The organism is Marinobacter sp. (assembly GCF_014859525.1).
Classification (GTDB): Bacteria; Pseudomonadota; Gammaproteobacteria; order Pseudomonadales; family Oleiphilaceae; genus Marinobacter.
Genome location: NZ_JACUUB010000007.1, coordinates 60,708 through 74,304, shown reverse-complemented (window position 1 = coordinate 74,304; position 13,597 = coordinate 60,708). Strand labels below are relative to the sequence as shown.

Here is a 13,597-nt window from a genome sequence, read left to right as displayed (position 1 = left end):
CGGGCGCCAGGCTCCCGAAACATAAAGATCACTGAAGCAGCGCCATAGCCGCTTCCATCTGAGCGTTGAGGTCTTCTTCCTCGTTCATGTCTGCAGTCGGGTCAATACCTAAACGATCGAATGCCGGAATCCTGGTCCAGTCCATCTCGTTCCATGGATGATCGGTACCGGTCACCAACTGAAGGTTGGCAACCATCACCAGGTCGGCATAATCGGCCGAAGGCACTTCGCGCTGGAAGTTCGCGTATTCCAGAGGAATACTCTGCAGCTCCTTCGGGAAATCCCACTTCTTCAGAATCATCGCGCCAACCCGAGGGTGGAGCTGCTCAATCACATTGTCGAGCATAATGCTGCTGATCTGAATGTCCCGATCTTCTACGTAGCGCAGAATCGGCAACACCCCAATCAAGTGTACCAGCCCTGCCAGAGTCGCTTGGTCTGGCTTCAGCTTGGTGTAATGCTGCGCCAGTACGTGACATATCCCTGCCACCTCAGTGCTGGTCTGCCAGGTCGCCCGCAGGCGCTTGTCGATCATGTCAGAGGTGGCCTGGAACATCTGCTCCATCGCCAGGCCCATGGCCAGATTGCTGGTGTAGGCCATGCCCAGGCGACTGACCGCCATGTTCAGGTTTTCGATGGCCCGGCTGCCCCGGAACAACGGGCTGTTGCAGACTCGGATAATCCGTGCAGACAACGCTGCATCGTTGCTGATTACCTTGACCAGGTCTGCAATGGCAGAATCTTCAGACTCCGCAATGTCCCTGACCTGCAACGCCACCTCGGGCAATGTCGGCAGCACCAGTTTGTCGTTTTCGATGGCCTCGGTCAGGTCAGACTTAATGGTTTCAACAATGTTTGCCATGATCAGTAACGTTCCGCTTGTCTAGGGCCCCGGTAAAGGCGAGCTGGGTAAACCGGTATGTGGTTTAATTTATAGCAAATTTTGCCGGTTTTGCCTGTCTACTTATGTATCCGTGGGTAATGAGGGGGCCCGCTCAGGGACAGGGTAGGGCAGGTCCTTCAGTTCAAGCTGCACGTTTTCATCGCCCTCAAGTACCAGCGGCCCATGCTGTGCGTCGTGGCGGATAACGGCAAGCATTTCCCCTTGTTGGTCACCGGTGACCACCGCATTGACCACCTCGCCTACGCTGTTGCCGTTGCTGAGCAACTTGGTGCCGGTTGTCGGTGCTGTGCCGGTACCAACGAAACCGAGCCGGAACAGGCTTTTTTTGAGCTGTCCCAAAAAGTGCATTCTGGCAATGATTTCCTGGCCAGTGTAGCAGCCCTTCTTGAAGTGAACGCCTTGCAGATGCTGAAGATTCAGCATCTGAGGAACATAAGTATCGGTGCTTTCGGGTGTGAGCCACGGCACCCCGGCGAGAATACTGGCGGCGTTCCAGTCGTCTATTGACCGCTCTGGCAGATCGGCAGGCAGTGATGGCGTGCCGTCGAATTGCCACCACTCGTATCGGGCGGTGCCCTGAAGGGTGTCCTCAAGGCGAATCAGAGCACCGGAGCCGGTGGGTAAGACCTGCCCTGCCTGTGTCAGTGATTGTGCCTTTTCGCCGGCCGCTGCGATGGCAGCCGATGTGCCAAGTAAACCGACGATGCGCGCTGACGGGAGCGTCTCCATGGTCGTGCCCCGGAACAGCATCAGGTATTTCTTCAGATGACTGATAATTGCATTGGCTTGCCCGGCGTCCAGATCCATGAGTAGGTCTTGTTGATCGCGGACCAGGCGGGTCAGGCAATAGGTGCGGCCCTTGGGGCTGCACGCCGCGGCGCGCAGTGATTGGCTCGCCGTGACTTCATCCGCATGCTGGGTGAATTGGCCCTGAACAAATTTGTCGGTACCCGGGCCGCTGATGCGAACGACAACCCGGTTGGCAAGCAAGGCATAGCCCGCGCTTTCAGATCGCCGGGTGTGTGAAGAGGTGAGCGGCAGGCTATCGTCCTGTTTGATCATTGTAGTCCCCGCGTTGGATTGTTTGGGTCAGTGCGCACGGGATGGCTGGTTGATACGCAGCCACATCCGCAGGCGGCGGAAATCCTGGTCCGGAACGTTGGCCCTGAAAGGCCCGATGCTTCCCGTTATCAAAACCATCATACGATGTGAGGTGGTGCCTTCCGGTTGCAGTTTCAAGATCACAAAGGAGGGGCCAATTGAACTGGAGCTGTCGACCTGACACCGGATTGCCCTGCCATCTCGCAACTGGCACAACACGCCTGAATCGTCAGCCTGCAGGGCAGTGACGGCCCCTGATCCCCGCAGCCGGCCATGCTTCTCAAGGCTGCGCCAGCCCAGCAGGCCAATCGGTGGCAGGAAGGCCAGCAATAAAAGTGAGCTCTCTATCGCCGCGCCGGCGCTAAACACCCCAAGAAGCAACCATGGAAATGTCGCCAGCAAGCCGGTAAGGGCGGAGGGCGACAGGGGCAGATTAATCGGGCTGGACACGGTTCAGGATCAGGTCAACCATGCGCTGAAGGTCCGGATCTTCCGGTCGGCTTCTCTGCATGAACCATTCGAACATGTCAGAGTCCTCACAGCTCAGAAGTTTTTGGTAGCGGGCCTGATCTTGCGGATCGAGATCCCGGTATGCTTCTTCCAAAAAGGGCAGCAACAAGACGTCCAGTTCAAGCATGCCTCGGCGGCTGTGCCACCACAGGCGGCGGAATTGCGTTTCGTCGTTAGCAGCGTTGGTCTCTGACATGGTGCGTTCTGCCTCGAAAAGGTTAATACCTCCCGTTCAGGGAGATAGGGTGCGATAGGTTGTTGGTGCCAGTATCGTATCTTGAGCGTCTGGCAGCAGGCCCGGGTAATCCAAAGTGTAGTGAAGACCACGACTTTCATTGCGCTGCAGTGCCGAGCAGATAATCAGGTCCGATACCGACACCAGGTTACGCAGTTCGATCAGGTCATTGGTGACCCGATAGTTGCTATAGAACTCACCGATTTCCTTCGACAGCAAATCAACCCGATGTTTGGCCCGCTGCAGTCGTTTGGTGGTGCGCACAATGCCGACATAGTCCCACATGAAGTGTCGTAATTCATCCCAGTTGTGTGAAATGACCACATCTTCATCAGAATCCCTGACCTGACTTTCGTCCCAATCCGGCGCGGCGGGTGCTGGCGGAATGTCTGTCTCCCGGCGAGCGATGTCCTGGGCCGCCGCACGGCCGTATACCAGGCATTCCAGCAAAGAGTTGCTGGCCATGCGGTTAGCGCCGTGCAATCCGGTGAAGGCTGCCTCGCCAACCGCGTACAATTGGTTGATGTCGGTTCTGGCCCGTTCATCACTGACAATGCCGCCACAGGTGTAGTGGGCTGCAGGCACCACCGGGATGGGTTCGCGAGTGATATCGATGCCAAATTCCAGACACTTCTCATAGATGGTCGGAAAGTGATGCTTGATGAAGTCGCTGGGTTTGTGGCTGATGTCCAGGTACAGGTGGTCCGCCCCCAGGCGTTTCATCTCATGGTCGATGGCACGGGCAACGATGTCGCGAGGTGCCAGTTCGCCCCGGTCGTCAAAGCGGTCCATAAACCGGCTGCCGTCGGGTAGTTTGAGCAAGCCACCTTCGCCCCGTACTGCCTCGGTGATCAAAAATGACTTTGCGTGGGGGTGGTAAAGGCAAGTGGGATGAAACTGGTTGAACTCCATGTTGGCTACCCGGCAGCCTGCACGCCAGGCCATGGCAATGCCGTCACCGGAGGCGCCGTCCGGGTTGGTAGTGTACCGGTAAGCTTTGGAGGCACCTCCGGTAGCCAGCACGGTAAATCTGGACCGGAACAATTCAACGTGATTGTCTTCAAGATTGAGGATATAGGCGCCCACGCACCGGTTGCCCGGCAGCGCAAGTTTCCGGTTTGTGATGAGGTCGACCGCAACTCGCCCGGACTTAAGATCAATGTTCGGCTTTGCCATGGCCTGGCTGGTCAGGGTGGTGGACACCGCATGACCGGTAGCGTCGGCCGCGTGAATAATGCGCCGATGGCTATGGCCGCCCTCACGAGTCAAGTGGTAGGTTTCGTTGTCTTCCTGTCGCGTAAAGGCGACGCCGGAATCAATCAGCCACTGGATGCTTTCTTTGCTGTGCTCAACGGTGAACCGCACAGCGTCTTCATGGCACAGGCCACCACCGGCATTCAGTGTGTCCTGAATGTGGTTCTCAACGGAATCGGTGTCGTCCAGGACGGCCGCAATGCCGCCCTGCGCCCAGAGTGTGGCGCCGGAGCTGATCTCGGCTTTGCTGATCACGCACACCCGTAAGTGCTCTGGTAAATTCAGTGCTACGGTCAGGCCGGCAGCACCGCTGCCGATAATCAGAACGTCGTATTCGTAGGATTGTGGCATTGGGTCGGTATCGCGGGCCATAATGTGGACGTGTATTGAACTAAACTTTACGCTTGCTGTCTATTTGGCCTGATGGATAAGCCACCTGCGGGTTGCGTCCGGAACGTGGGTTCATGAACGAACGCCGGAAGAGCCGAATGACACAAGCGAATCTCATTAAGGCCGATTTACCGGCCATAAAAACAGGACATTCTGTTACTTCGTCCATGACTCCTGATAATGACTGGAAGCCGGGTGAGCAGACCGACAGCCAAACGGACCTGCAGTTAGTGCGCAAGGTTCGCAATGGCGATCGGGCGGCGTTTGATCTGCTGGTCGTCAAGTATCAATCCCGGGTCGCCTCAATTATCAGCCGGTATGTTTACGATAGCCAGGAAGTGATGGATCTGGCTCAGGAAACCTTCATTAAAGCGTTCCGGGCGATCGAACGGTTTCGGGGAGACAGCGCTTTTTACACCTGGCTCTACCGAATCGCGGTCAACACAGCCAAGAATTACCTGGAGGCTCGTGGTCGTCGCCCCCAGGGTTCGGCAGATGTTATCGATGCTGAGAATTTTGATGACGGCGGACGGCTTCGCGATGTTGCTTCACCTGAGCGACTGTTGCAACGGGAGCAACTGCAGAAGGCACTGTCAGAGGCAATTTCCGGGCTGCCTGAGGAACTTCGCTCCGCATTTTTGCTCAGGGAATATGACGGCTTGAGCTATGAGGATATCGCCCGGATTCTTGAGTGTCCGATCGGAACCGTCCGATCCAGGATTTTCAGGGCCCGGGATGCGGTGGACCGTCAGTTAGGTCCCTTGCTTAATCATTCAGTGACGTAAATGAGGTTGCATCCGATGGATGAACGTCTCCGAGAAACCCTGTCAGCCATGATGGACGATGAAGCAGACGAACTGTCGGTTCGTCGATTGTTGTCTCATAGTGATCAAGATGACGTCAGGGGGCAGTGGCAACGTTGGCAGCAGGTTCGTGACCTGATGCATGAAAATCACGGCCCGGCCGAGGCTGTCGATGTTGCAGGTGCTGTCCGTGAAGCCCTTGATGGTCAGATTCGTTCTGAATCTTCGGCCAAAACACTACAGGTTCCTGTCGGATCCTATTGGCGGTGGCCGGTTGCGGCTATGGTCGTGATGGCATTGGTGATAGGTTTCGGCGTGGGTGCTGGCTGGGATTCTCAACCGGTTGATCTGTCCCCGTCGGTAGCGATGAGCGAAGCTCCCGGTGACCAGGCTCTGGTGTTGTCGGCGGCGGTTGAAGAAGTTGCGCTGCAGAAGTTGGATGAAGAGCAGTTGCAGCAAATGCGCCAGTATTTGCTTGAGCACGCTCAGCACAACAGTGTGGGTGCTGGTCGCGGTTCCGTCGGGTACGCCCGGTTGGTCAGTGCCAGCGGTGGTTACTGAGTTTGGGAATTAGGATGACGGGGTTTCTAATGAACGGCGCAGTGGTTTGGCTCAAGCATGCTTTGGTCAGTCTTTTGCTCGGGTTGATAGCGTTGCCGGTTCATGCAGAATCTCCCTCCGAGAGTGATTCTCAGGTTGCCGGTGAGGCAGCGACAGCCATGTCCTGGCTTAAGCGGCTGGGGCCTGCGCTGAACATGACTTCGTATCGGGGCGTGTTTGTTTATGCCCGTGGTGACCAGGTGCATTCGATGCAGATTGCTCACCGTTATCGGGACAACCAGGTCGAGGAACGCCTCGTCATGCAGGACGGTGGTAGCGGCGAGATTGTCCGCAAAGGCATGACTGTGGTTTGTGTGTTGCCGGATCGCGGGCATATCCGGCTGGATGAAATTATCCCCTCGGGTCCTTTTGCAGAAGCCTTTACCAGTCAGTTAATGCCATTCGGTGATTGGTACTACCCCCAACTGGAGGGCGAAGATCGTGTCGCTGGTTACGACGTCGTCACGATTGCCTTGAGGGCCAGAGATGAAGACCGTTACAGCCACCGTTTGTGGCTTGAGAAAGACACAGGCTTGTTGGTGAAGAGTCATGTGCGCGATGCAAACGGTGACGTGCTGGAGCATTTCCAGTTTACCAGTCTCCAGATTACCGACGACATTGCGGATGAAGAGTTGCAAGTCCAGACCCAGGGTCGTGAGATTACCAGAACCTTGTCAGCCGGCGACCCTCAGCAGTCGTCGGTCAGTCGGATGAATGGCTGGACCCTTAACTGGCAGCCGGAGGGATTTGTGCCGGCGGCGGCACCTCGGTCGAGTAAAGGTAAGGCGGTTGCTTTCTCCGATGGGCTTGCGGCTTTCTCTGTCTTTGTCGAGCCGGTTGGGCTATTGAAAATGCCGACAGGGGCGTCGCGGGTCGGTGCAACCACCATTTACCTGCGAGAGATGTCGGTGGCGGAGCGGCCGTTTTTAGTCGCCGTCGTGGGAGAAATTCCACCCCGTACCGCACGCAAAGTGGCGGATGCGGTGGAAATAGATGATGTCTTGGCCCTGGAATTGTCTGGGCGATGATTACCGAGGTCGGCAAGGTGGTAGGCCTGAAGGGTGACAAGGCTTGGGTGCAAACCATTCGTGCAAGCGCCTGCCAAAGTTGCGCCGCCCGCGCTGGCTGTGGCCAGAGGGCACTGGCAAAAGTGTCCGGCGGTCGGGCGAACCAGGTGCTGGTGGCGAATACCGCGGGTGCCCGGGTTGGCGATGAAGTGGTCATCGGTATTGATGAGCAATCTTTGCTGACGGCCTCACTGGCCGTTTACGGCGTCCCTCTCCTGCTTATGGTGTTGGCGACCATTGCCGGCTATCGCTGGTTTGGTGGCACCGATGGCGCTGCCATCGCAGGGGCGCTGCTGGGTCTCGTCCTTGGCTTTTGGTGGGCGCGGCACTGGCAATCTGGCCGCGGAGACCGATACGAGCCCCGGATGCTCAAGGTGACCAGTATTCCGTCCATGACCTGCCTTTGAGCCCTACCATTTTGTAAGTTGAAAAACGTTTTTTCGGTCCCAAAATTACCGCGTGATTACAATCAAAACAGGGGGTTCTTAATGTCGAGAGCAAATGCAGCGGTCATCCGGCGTTCCCCGGCTCAGCAAGCTGGTCGCTATTGGTCGGGATTGTTGATGGTGTCTGTTCTGATTTCTGTGTTCTGGAGTCAGTCAATTCAGGCGCGGGGGTTGCCGGATTTCACAGAGTTAGTTGCAGAAAACTCCAGTGCCGTCGTCAACATCAGTACGACCAGTGAGCCCAGAAGCCAGAGCTCTCGCTTTCACGGCTTGCCCTTTGACGAGCGGCAACTTGAGCAGCTGCCGCCGTTTCTTCAGGATTTTTTTGGTGGTCCGCAGTCACCTTTTGGCGGTTCGCCCAGGCAACAGCAGCCTCAGCGATCCATGGGTTCGGGTTTTATTGTGTCGACCGATGGCTACGTGCTTACTAATAACCACGTGGTAGAGGGTGCCGATGAGGTCATCGTGAGGTTGAACGATCGTCGCGAGTTTCAGGCCACCATTGTGGGTACGGACCCCCGTTCGGACATGGCCGTTCTGAAGATTGAGAACGGTGAAGACCTGCCGGTCGTCCAGGTGGGCAGTTCTCGGGATCTCAGGGTAGGGGAGTGGGTGTTTGCTATTGGCTCACCCTTCGGTTTTGACTATACCGTTACTGCGGGCATCGTTAGTGCGCTCGGGAGATCATTGCCCTCGGAGAACTATGTTCCGTTTATCCAGACCGATGTTGCCATCAACCCAGGCAACTCGGGTGGTCCGTTGTTTAATCTTGATGGCGATGTGATCGGAATAAACTCTCAGATCTATACCCGTTCAGGCGGTTTTATGGGCGTCTCTTTCGCGATTCCGATTGACGATGCGATGAATGTTTTCCGTCAGATTCGGGACAAAGGCAGCGTCGCCAGAGGTTGGCTGGGTGTTCTGATTCAGGAGGTAAATCGGGACCTGGCAGAGTCGTTCGGTCTGCAACGTCCCAGGGGTGCCTTGATTGCAGAAGTGATGCAGGGGTCGCCCGCTGAGAAGGGCGGGCTGGAATCCGGCGATATCGTGCTGGAGTACAACAACGATCCGGTTCGGTTATCGTCAGACTTGCCGCCTTTGGTTGGACGAACGCCGGTGGGCGAGTCGGCGCGCCTGATCGTGTTGCGCGGCGGCCGGGAGATCAATCTTGATGTGACCATTGGGCGTTTGCCAGAAAATGGAGAGGCTGCCCCCGCGCCAGAGGCAGATGACAGTGGTGCGCCTTCCCAGAATTCTCTTGGTCTGGCCGTCGAACCTCTGACACCGGAGATGGCCAGCGCTGCCGGCGTTCAGGGCGGGGTTCTGGTGACCCGTGTCGGGCAAGGTCCAGCTGCAGATGCCGGTATCCGACCGAGAGATATCATCACTGAAATCAATCGTGAGCAAGTGCGCTCGATCGAGGAGTTCAGTCAGGTAACAGGCAAGTTGCCGAGTAATCGAGCGGTGTCGGTCCGGATTGTTCGCGAGGGTCGTGCCATCTATCTGGTCATGAAGCCCTGAGGCTCTGAAGCCCGGACTAGGACCAGTCTGAAGCCCCCGGTGCCTGTAACGACATGCCCGGGGGCTTTTGCTATACTCCGCACAACCTACAACAAACCGGGTCATGGAACGGACCGTAGCGATGACGATCAACAAGGAACTCCCCCTCCGCAAACTGCTTAAATTCCGCCATGCCTGGATCGCCTGGTTGGTGCTTCTGGTCGCGGTGACGGCTACGCTGTTACTTTGGCAAGTTTCCATTCGTCTTGTGGAAGACCGCACCGAGGCCCATTTCCGAACGCAATCTTTACAACTGAAAACGGCTATTGAAGAGCGTTTGCTCAATTACGAGCAGGTACTGGCAGGCAGTTCCGGGCTGTTTGCGGTGGCCGGTGACGTGACCCGTGACCAATGGCGGGACTACGTTGCCAAGATCGATATCGATCGCTACTACCCGGGCATTCAAGGCATCGGCTTCGTGCAGAGAATTGGTGTGCGCGACATGGCGGACCATATTTCTTCGGTGCGTGGTGAGGGTGTTTACAATTATCTGGTGAAGCCTCTTGGTACCGGGCCCTATTACTACCCGATGGTCTATCTTGAGCCCGGCAACAATCGCAATCGTCGGGCGCTGGGCTACGATGCGTTCAGTGATCCTGTTCATCGGGTTGCCATGGAACGGGCCCGGGATGAAGCGTTGCCAACCGTCACCGGAAGCGTCGTGCTGGTGCAGGAGGCGATGGCAGAAGATCAGGCGGGGTTTTTGATGTATTACCCGGTCTATCAGGGTGGCGAGATTCCGGAAATTCGTGCAGAGCGCCGGATGATGCTGGCCGGCTATGTGTTCAGTGCGTTCCGTATGAATAACCTGATCGACGGCATTGTTGGCTTGATTTCGCCGTTTCTGGATGTCCGGATTTATGACAGTGGTGTGGTGGGTCGAGACACGTTGATGTACGGTTCCAATCTGGGCTCGCTGGATGACGATGCCAGTTTTGAGCTGAGCCAGACCATTTCTCATGGCGGCCGTGACTGGTTGCTGCAAACGCGGTCCACACCCGCGTTTGATTTTCTCGCGGCTGACCCCAGACCCCCCATCGTGCTGGGCTCCGGGCTGGCGATCAGTCTGCTGATGTGCCTGTTTGTTTTGGCGTTGATTCGTTCCCGGCTGATTGCCCAGACCAGTGCGGGTCGTTATCGCGCCATCACTGAGGGCGCAGCCAACGTAACGTTGGTGATGGATCGTCATGGCGCTCCGCTTTACGCCAGCCCGTCCAGTCGCGACATACTGGGTTTCAATCCGGACAACGTGACCATCCTCGAGTTTCAGGAGTTGGTGCACCAGGAGGACTGGGCACCGCTGCAGCGTGGGTTTGCTGAAGCAATCCGGGCGCCGGGAAAACAAATGCCGGTGGTGCGCGCGCGAATTCGGGATGCCGAAGGGCAGTGGCGCGACATGGAAGGTACCTACACCGCAATGTTGACTGTACCCGGGGTCAATGGCGTGGTTCTGAGCCTCCGGGACCTCACCCAGCTGAAAGCGGCCCAGTCAGAATTGCATCGGCTTGCCTTCTATGATCCTCTGACCGGACTGGCCAACCGCCAGTTATTCCGCGATCGCCTCAATCATGCTGTGCGCCGCTGCCGCCGCAATGGCGAACCGGCGGCACTGATGCTTCTTGATCTGGATGGTTTTAAACGCATCAATGACACGCTGGGCCACGACGCTGGCGATGAGCTGCTGCAACAGGTTGCGCAGTGGCTAGAGGGTTGCGTGCGCGAGGAAGACTCTGTGGCCCGGCTAGGTGGCGATGAATTTGTGGTGTTACTGTCGCGCATCAGTGGCCCTGATGCAGCCACCAAGGTGGCTGAAACCATCCTCCGGCGCCTGTGTCAGCGTATCCGGCTCAACGACCATGAGGTGGGGATCACCGTCAGTATCGGGATCACCATGATTCCCCATGACAGTGAAGATACCGGCACCTTGATGAAGTATGCAGACCTGGCCATGTACCGTGCCAAAGAACTTGGCCGGAATAATTATCAGTTTTTTACGCCGGCCATGAATATCAAGGCCGCGCGGCGGTTGTTGCAGCAAGAGGAGCTGTCGGCGGCGCTCGATGGCGACCGGTTTGTTCTGCACTATCAGCCCAAAATTGACCTGGCCAGCGAGCGGGTGATTGGCGTTGAAGCCTTCCTGCGTTGGCATCATCCTGAAAAAGGGCTGGTCTCGGCCCAGCAATTCATCCATCTCGCGGAAGAAACCGGCTTGATCGTTCAGCTGGGTGAGCTGGCATTGCGGCAAGCGTGTATTCAGGTGCAAGCGCTGGAGCGGGCCGGTTTTGAATCGCTGAAAATGGCAGTGAACCTGTCGGTTCGGCAGCTGACCGACTCCGGTTTTCTGGACATGGTTCGGCAGGTGATCACTGAAACCGGGGTGTCCCCGGAGCGGTTGGAGCTGGAAATGCCGGCAGAGCTGCTGAATGAAGATCCGCGCATGTTGCGGGAGCTGTTGGTGTCGTTGAACGATCTCGGGGTGTGTTTGATTCTGGATGACTTCGGCACGGGTTCGTGCTCACTGGTGGCGTTGCAACAATTGCCACTCGATGTCATAAAAATCGATCATCGGTTTATTCGCGACATCCCTTACAACGTCAGCGCGACCGATGTGGCGTCTGCGGTGATTGCTCTGGCCAAGAAGCTTCACTTGACCGTGGTGGCCGAAGGTGTTGAAACCTTGCAGCAACTGAGCTTCCTGAAATCCGCTGGTTGCGCCCAGTGTCAGGGCAATCTGTTCAGTTACCCGCTGGACGAAGATGCCCTGATCGGGTTCTTGATCCGTCAGTACGAGAAGCCGCTTATTTCCTGATCATGGCAATGGCGGCCGGTAACCGGTAAAATTACGCGGTTCCCGGACCCGGTAGCGGCCATTCCGGGCTCAATCCTACGTCTTATATGAGTAATCATTGTCTGTGACTGAACTGAGCCGAATCCGTAACTTTTCCATTATTGCCCACATCGACCATGGTAAATCCACCTTGGCGGATCGTTTTATCCAGATCTGCGGAGGTTTGACCGAACGTGAAATGGCCGAGCAAGTGCTCGATTCCATGGATCTGGAGCGGGAACGGGGCATTACTATCAAGGCCCAGAGCGTAACGCTCCACTATACGGCCCAGGATGGTGAGACATACAAGCTGAATTTTATCGATACGCCGGGCCACGTCGACTTCTCTTACGAAGTGTCTCGCTCCCTTTACGCCTGTGAGGGCGCGCTGCTGGTGGTGGATGCTGGTCAGGGTGTTGAAGCCCAGTCTGTGGCTAACTGCTATACCGCCCTGGAGCAGGGTCTTGAAGTGGTGCCGGTCCTGAACAAGATGGACCTGCCTCAGGCCGAGCCCGAGCGGGTGGCTGCCGAAATCGAAGATATTATTGGTATCGAGGCTCAGGATGCCGTGCGTTGTAGCGCCAAAAGTGGCTTGGGCGTAGAGGATGTGCTTGAGGATTTGATCAAGAAGATCCCGCCCCCCAAAGGTGATCGAAGTGCGCCGTTGCAGGCGCTGATTATTGATTCCTGGTTCGACAACTACCTGGGCGTCGTGTCGTTGGTACGGGTCACTGAAGGTATTCTGCGCAAGGGCGACAAGATCGTCATCAAGTCCACCAAGAAGGCGTGGAATGCCGATAAGGTCGGCATATTCAATCCGAAACCAACCGATACCAACATCCTGGAAGCCGGCGATGTTGGCTTTGTGGTAGCGGGTATCAAGGACATCCACGGCGCACCAGTGGGCGATACCATCGTGCATCAGAAGTTTGCGGACGAAACGCCGATGTTGCCTGGCTTCAAGAAGGTGCAGCCCCAGGTTTATGCCGGGCTGTTCCCTGTCAGTTCAGACGACTACGACGACTTCCGGGACGCCCTCGAGAAACTGACCCTGAACGACGCTTCCTTGTTCTTCGAGCCGGAAAACTCAGACGCACTCGGGTTTGGTTTCCGTTGTGGCTTCCTTGGCATGCTGCACATGGAGATTATTCAGGAGCGGCTGGAGCGGGAATACGACATTGACCTGATTACCACTGCTCCAACGGTCATCTATGAAGTGCTCACCAAGCAAGGTGAGACGCTGTCGGTGGATAATCCGTCCCGACTTCCGGATATTGGCTCCATTGAAGAAATGCGCGAGCCGATTGTCGAAGCCAACATTCTGGTGCCCCAAGAGCATCTGGGCAACGTCATTGCCCTGTGTGAGGAAAAACGCGGCGTTCAGAAAAACATGCACTTTATGTCGACTCAGGTTCAGCTTACTTATGAGCTGCCGATGGCAGAAGTGGTCATGGATTTCTTTGATCGGATCAAATCTGCGAGCCGGGGCTTTGCATCGCTGGATTATCACTTCGTCCGTTTCCAGCCCGCCAATCTGGTGCGACTGGATGTGTTGATCAACGCTGAGCGGGTGGACGCCCTGGCGCTGATTGTGCACAAGGATCAGGCGCATCGTAAGGGGCGTCAGCTGATTGAGAAGATGAAAGAACTGATTCCCCGGCAGATGTTTGATATCGCCATTCAGGCTGCAATCGGCACTCAGGTGGTCTCACGGGTTACGGTCAAGGCATTGCGCAAGAACGTGACGGCGAAGTGTTACGGTGGTGACGTTAGCCGGAAGAAAAAACTGCTTCAGAAGCAGAAGGAAGGTAAAAAACGTATGAAGCAGCTGGGTAATGTCGAGGTGCCTCAGGAAGCGTTTCTTGCTGTATTGAAAGTAGATAACTAAGACTAAGGCTCC

Annotated in this window: 12 protein-coding genes; 7 read left to right on the top strand and 5 right to left on the bottom strand. The window is 56.4% G+C overall.

The window, feature by feature from the left end:
• Positions 1–28: 28 nt before the first annotated feature.
• The 5 genes from IBX51_RS03665 to nadB form a co-directional block, all read right to left on the bottom strand.
• Positions 29–862 carry an HDOD domain-containing protein gene (locus IBX51_RS03665; RefSeq protein WP_291828797.1) on the bottom strand — a complete coding sequence of 278 codons (834 nt, stop codon included), beginning with the start codon at positions 860–862 and terminating at the stop codon, positions 29–31.
• 102 nt (positions 863–964) lie between these two features.
• Positions 965–1,966: a folate-binding protein gene (locus IBX51_RS03660; RefSeq protein ID WP_291828795.1), complete on the bottom strand. Its 1,002-nt coding sequence runs from the start codon at positions 1,964–1,966 to the stop codon at positions 965–967.
• Positions 1,967–1,993: 27 nt separating this feature from the next.
• Entirely contained in the window at positions 1,994–2,455 is a 462-nt protein-coding gene (locus IBX51_RS03655; RefSeq protein ID WP_291828794.1) for a hypothetical protein, read from the bottom strand.
• Positions 2,439–2,711 (bottom strand): succinate dehydrogenase assembly factor 2, encoded by a 273-nt coding sequence (locus IBX51_RS03650; protein WP_291828792.1) that lies wholly within the window; start codon positions 2,709–2,711, stop codon positions 2,439–2,441. The genes IBX51_RS03655 and IBX51_RS03650 overlap by 17 nt, the downstream gene beginning before the upstream one ends.
• 36 nt (positions 2,712–2,747) lie before the next feature.
• Entirely contained in the window at positions 2,748–4,355 is a 1,608-nt protein-coding gene (gene nadB / locus IBX51_RS03645) for an L-aspartate oxidase (RefSeq protein WP_291828789.1), read from the bottom strand.
• A 137-nt stretch (positions 4,356–4,492) separates the two neighbouring features.
• Between nadB and rpoE the strand changes: the two genes are divergently transcribed.
• The 7 genes from rpoE to lepA all read left to right on the top strand — a co-directional run bounded on the left by rpoE (position 4,493) and on the right by lepA (position 13,585).
• Positions 4,493–5,179 (top strand): RNA polymerase sigma factor RpoE, encoded by a 687-nt coding sequence (rpoE, locus tag IBX51_RS03640; RefSeq protein ID WP_291828788.1) that lies wholly within the window; start codon positions 4,493–4,495, stop codon positions 5,177–5,179.
• Positions 5,180–5,194: 15 nt separating this feature from the next.
• Positions 5,195–5,758, top strand: coding sequence for a sigma-E factor negative regulatory protein (locus tag IBX51_RS03635; RefSeq protein WP_291828786.1), 564 nt, complete (start codon positions 5,195–5,197; stop codon positions 5,756–5,758).
• 29 nt (positions 5,759–5,787) lie between these two features.
• Positions 5,788–6,825: a MucB/RseB C-terminal domain-containing protein gene (locus IBX51_RS03630; protein ID WP_291828784.1), complete on the top strand. Its 1,038-nt coding sequence runs from the start codon at positions 5,788–5,790 to the stop codon at positions 6,823–6,825.
• The gene (locus tag IBX51_RS03625) at positions 6,822–7,271 is read left to right on the top strand and encodes a SoxR reducing system RseC family protein (RefSeq protein ID WP_291828781.1); all 450 of its coding nucleotides are present in this window, start codon (positions 6,822–6,824) and stop codon (positions 7,269–7,271) included. The genes IBX51_RS03630 and IBX51_RS03625 overlap by 4 nt, the downstream gene beginning before the upstream one ends.
• Positions 7,272–7,427: 156 nt before the next feature.
• Positions 7,428–8,831 carry a DegQ family serine endoprotease gene (locus tag IBX51_RS03620; protein ID WP_291828801.1) on the top strand — a complete coding sequence of 468 codons (1,404 nt, stop codon included), beginning with the start codon at positions 7,428–7,430 and terminating at the stop codon, positions 8,829–8,831.
• Positions 8,832–8,952: 121 nt separating this feature from the next.
• The gene (locus tag IBX51_RS03615) at positions 8,953–11,679 is read left to right on the top strand and encodes an EAL domain-containing protein (protein WP_291828780.1); all 2,727 of its coding nucleotides are present in this window, start codon (positions 8,953–8,955) and stop codon (positions 11,677–11,679) included.
• Between the two features lie 103 nt (positions 11,680–11,782).
• The gene (gene lepA, locus IBX51_RS03610) at positions 11,783–13,585 is read left to right on the top strand and encodes a translation elongation factor 4 (protein WP_291828778.1); all 1,803 of its coding nucleotides are present in this window, start codon (positions 11,783–11,785) and stop codon (positions 13,583–13,585) included.
• The last annotated feature ends 12 nt before the right edge of the window (positions 13,586–13,597 follow it).

Coding starts and splice junctions, on each gene's coding strand:
- IBX51_RS03660 (WP_291828795.1), bottom strand. CDS start 1,966: ATGATCAAACAGGACGATAGCCTGCCGCTCACCTCTTCACACACCCGG.
- IBX51_RS03615 (WP_291828780.1), top strand. CDS start 8,953: ATGACGATCAACAAGGAACTCCCCCTCCGCAAACTGCTTAAATTCCGC.
- IBX51_RS03620 (WP_291828801.1), top strand. CDS start 7,428: ATGGTGTCTGTTCTGATTTCTGTGTTCTGGAGTCAGTCAATTCAGGCG.
- IBX51_RS03635 (WP_291828786.1), top strand. CDS start 5,195: ATGGATGAACGTCTCCGAGAAACCCTGTCAGCCATGATGGACGATGAA.
- IBX51_RS03665 (WP_291828797.1), bottom strand. CDS start 862: ATGGCAAACATTGTTGAAACCATTAAGTCTGACCTGACCGAGGCCATC.
- IBX51_RS03625 (WP_291828781.1), top strand. CDS start 6,822: ATGATTACCGAGGTCGGCAAGGTGGTAGGCCTGAAGGGTGACAAGGCT.
- IBX51_RS03650 (WP_291828792.1), bottom strand. CDS start 2,711: ATGTCAGAGACCAACGCTGCTAACGACGAAACGCAATTCCGCCGCCTG.
- rpoE (WP_291828788.1), top strand. CDS start 4,493: ATGACACAAGCGAATCTCATTAAGGCCGATTTACCGGCCATAAAAACA.
- nadB (WP_291828789.1), bottom strand. CDS start 4,355: ATGCCACAATCCTACGAATACGACGTTCTGATTATCGGCAGCGGTGCT.
- IBX51_RS03630 (WP_291828784.1), top strand. CDS start 5,788: ATGAACGGCGCAGTGGTTTGGCTCAAGCATGCTTTGGTCAGTCTTTTG.